Origin of the sequence: Tardiphaga sp. (genome assembly GCF_044336785.1) — a bacterium.
Taxonomy (GTDB): Bacteria; Pseudomonadota; Alphaproteobacteria; order Rhizobiales; family Xanthobacteraceae; genus Tardiphaga.
The window spans coordinates 1-2,764 of record NZ_JBIIOT010000195.1 but is presented as its reverse complement, the minus strand read 5'-3'; the positions used below and the strand labels follow the sequence as shown (position 1 = coordinate 2,764).

The following is a 2,764-nucleotide window of genomic DNA, read 5'->3' as shown; positions in this document are numbered from 1 at the left end:
CGCAGCCGTCAGCGACGTCTTGCCGTGGTCAACGTGACCGATCGTGCCGATATTGCAGTGCGGTTTGTTACGTTCAAATTTTGCTTTGGCCATTGATCCACCTGTTTTGCCGACGCCCATGCGTGGCACACCAAACCGGCGGCTGGTTACTAAGGAAAACGCCCCTATTCAAGCCCGAACTTATGGGCCAAGCTCCCCAGACATGCCGGCTAAGCCCCTTATTTAGGCTGGCAAAAGACAAGATCAATCGGGAGCCACCATGAACGCCCAGACTGCCGCCAAAACCGCCACTTCCCCCCAGACCCCCGCTTTGCCCGCGGCCCGCCCGGAAGCGCTGGGCCTGTCATCAAACCGTCTTCAGAAGATCTCCGACGCCTTCAGGCGGGAGATCGACAAGGGCACCGTTCCGGGCGTTACCGCCCTGATCGCCCGCCGCGGCCAGATCGGCTATTTCGAGGCCTTTGGCCGCCAGGCGCCGAATGCCACGACCCCGATGGCCCGGGACAGCCTGTTCCGCATCTTCTCCATGACCAAGCCGATCGTCTCGCTGGGCATCATGCAGCTGGTCGAGGATGGCCATATCCTGCTGAACGACCCGCTCAGCAAATACATCCCGGCATTCGCCGACACCAAGGTCGGCATCGAGCGCAACGGCGCGCTGGAGCTGGCGCTGCCGGTCCGCCCGATCACGATCCAGGACCTGCTGCGCCACACCTCCGGTCTCTCCTACGAGATCACCGGCAACGGCATGGTGCAGCGGATGTACCAGAAGTCGAATCTGCGCAGCCGCGACATCACCAATGAGGAACACGCACGAATCGTCGCCGGCCTGCCGCTGATCTGCCAGCCCGGCGCCGAATGGAATTACAGCCGCTCGACGGACATTCTCGGCCGCGTCATCGAGGTCGTGTCCGGCAAGTCGCTGGGCGCCTATCTCACCGACAACATTCTGGCACCGCTGCAGATGGCCGAGACCGGTTTTCATGCCGCAACCGAAAACAAGAGCCGCATCACGCATCCCTTCCCCACCGATCCCTGGACCGGCGACAAGGTAGCGCTGTTCGATCCGCTGGAGATTCCGAAAATGGAATCCGGCGGCGGCGGCCTTGTCTCCACCACCATGGACTATGCGCGCTTCTGCCAGATGCTGCTGAATGGCGGCACCCTGGATGGCACCCGCGTGATCGGCAACCGCACGCTGCATTTCATGGCGTCGAACCACCTCGCCCCGAATGTGAAGCTGGAAACGCATCTGGTCCCGCCCGGCCACAGCTTTGGTCTCGGCTTCGCAGTGCGCACCGATGACGGCATGGCGCCCTATGCGGGCTCCACCGGCCAGTTCTTCTGGAGCGGCGTGGCGGGGACGTTCTTCTGGATCGATCCGAAGGAAGAGCTGTTTACGGTGTTCATGTCGCAGGGGCCGGGCCAGCGGGAATATTTCAGGACGCTGATCCGCAGCCTGGTTTATGCGGCGGTGGAGTAGTCCACTCTGACTGTCATGCCCCGCGAAAGCGGGGCATCCAGTAACCGACGTCCTTTATCGGACACGTTAGGCCTGGGCATACTGGATCACCCGCTTTCGCGGGTGATGACAGTGAGAGTATGTCCGTGCCTTACATCAGCTGATCGTCGCGCCACCGTCGATCACCACTGTCTGCCCGGTCATGAAATTCCCGGCAGCCGATCCCATGAACACCGCAGCGCCCGCGATTTCATCCGGGATGCCGATGCGCAGCAAGGGCGAGCGCGCCGTGGACTTTTTCAGCGTATCCGGATCATCCCACAGCGCCTTGGCGAAATCGGTCTTGATCAGGCCCGGCGCGATGCAGTTCACGCGGATATTGTGCGGGCCATATTCGCAAGCGAGGTTGCGCGCGAGCTGCATGTCCGCCGCCTTCGACACGCAATAGGCGCCGATAGTGGTCGAGCCCTTCAAGCCCCCGATGGATGAGACGATGATCACCGAACCATCCTTGCGTTCGATCATTTCCGGCACGACCATCGAGATCAGCCAGTTGTTGGCAACGATGTTGTTGCTGAGGATCTTGTTGAACTGATCATCGGAAATGCCGGCGAGCGGCCCGTAATACGGATTCGATGCGGCATTGCAGACCAGCACGTCGATCTTGCCGAACGCCTTCTTGCTCTCGTCGACGAGGTTCTGCAGGTTTTCCTTGCTGGAGATATTGGCGGCAATAGCCACCGCCGTGCCCTTGCCGAATTTCTCGTTCACGTCCTTCGCGACGTCATCGCAGACATCCTGCTTGCGCGAGGAGATCACGACCTTGGCGCCATGCTCCGCCATCCGCTCGGCGATGGCGCGACCGATACCGCGGGTGGAGCCGGTGATGACGGCGACTTTGCCCGTCATGTCGAAGAGCGTCATGTGGTTTCTCCCTGATGTTTGTGAGTTTTGTAAATTCAGTAGCGCGACATGTCCCCTCGCCCCGCCTTTGCGGGGAGAGGGTTAGGGAGAGGGGTGCCTCCGCAAGCTCGGAGCAAGTAGAGTGTCCCCTCTCCCTGACCCTCTCCCGCAAGCGGGAGAAGGGACACGACTAGGCGAGCTTTGTCGCTGACGACCCCACTTCCGGCCCCGCTGGCTGATGCATCGCCGCATGCGACGGATCTGCAATCCACGGCTGCTGATTCACCATCGGAATGCGCCAGCCGGCATGGCCGTCGCTGGCGAGATGGTCGAGCCGCGTGATCGAGCAATTGTCGATGGTGAAAGCCAGCCCGCGATCCGGCTGGTTGTTCAATGCAA

General features: G+C 61.3%; 3 protein-coding genes and 1 pseudogene. 1 reads left to right on the top strand and 3 read right to left on the bottom strand.

What is annotated here, in order from left to right; genetic code table 11:
• Positions 1-93: GTP-binding protein (locus ACIQ2A_RS25905; RefSeq protein WP_139281446.1), on the bottom strand; the 93-nt coding region annotated here is incomplete at its 3' end.
• Positions 94-259: 166 nt separating this feature from the next.
• On the opposite strand from ACIQ2A_RS25905, the gene ACIQ2A_RS25900 reads away from it, so the two are divergent.
• Positions 260-1,483 (top strand): serine hydrolase domain-containing protein, encoded by a 1,224-nt coding sequence (locus ACIQ2A_RS25900; RefSeq protein WP_398484951.1) that lies wholly within the window; start codon positions 260-262, stop codon positions 1,481-1,483.
• Between the two features lie 135 nt (positions 1,484-1,618).
• On the opposite strand, the gene ACIQ2A_RS25895 is transcribed toward ACIQ2A_RS25900, so the two are convergent.
• On the bottom strand, positions 1,619-2,386 hold the full coding sequence (locus ACIQ2A_RS25895; protein ID WP_398484949.1) for an SDR family NAD(P)-dependent oxidoreductase: 768 nt from the start codon (positions 2,384-2,386) through the stop codon (positions 1,619-1,621).
• Between the two features lie 169 nt (positions 2,387-2,555).
• A pseudogene (locus tag ACIQ2A_RS25890) lies at positions 2,556-2,764 on the bottom strand (histidine phosphatase family protein); the annotation flags it as partial.

Coding starts and splice junctions, on each gene's coding strand:
- ACIQ2A_RS25895 (WP_398484949.1), bottom strand. CDS start 2,386: ATGACGCTCTTCGACATGACGGGCAAAGTCGCCGTCATCACCGGCTCC.
- ACIQ2A_RS25900 (WP_398484951.1), top strand. CDS start 260: ATGAACGCCCAGACTGCCGCCAAAACCGCCACTTCCCCCCAGACCCCC.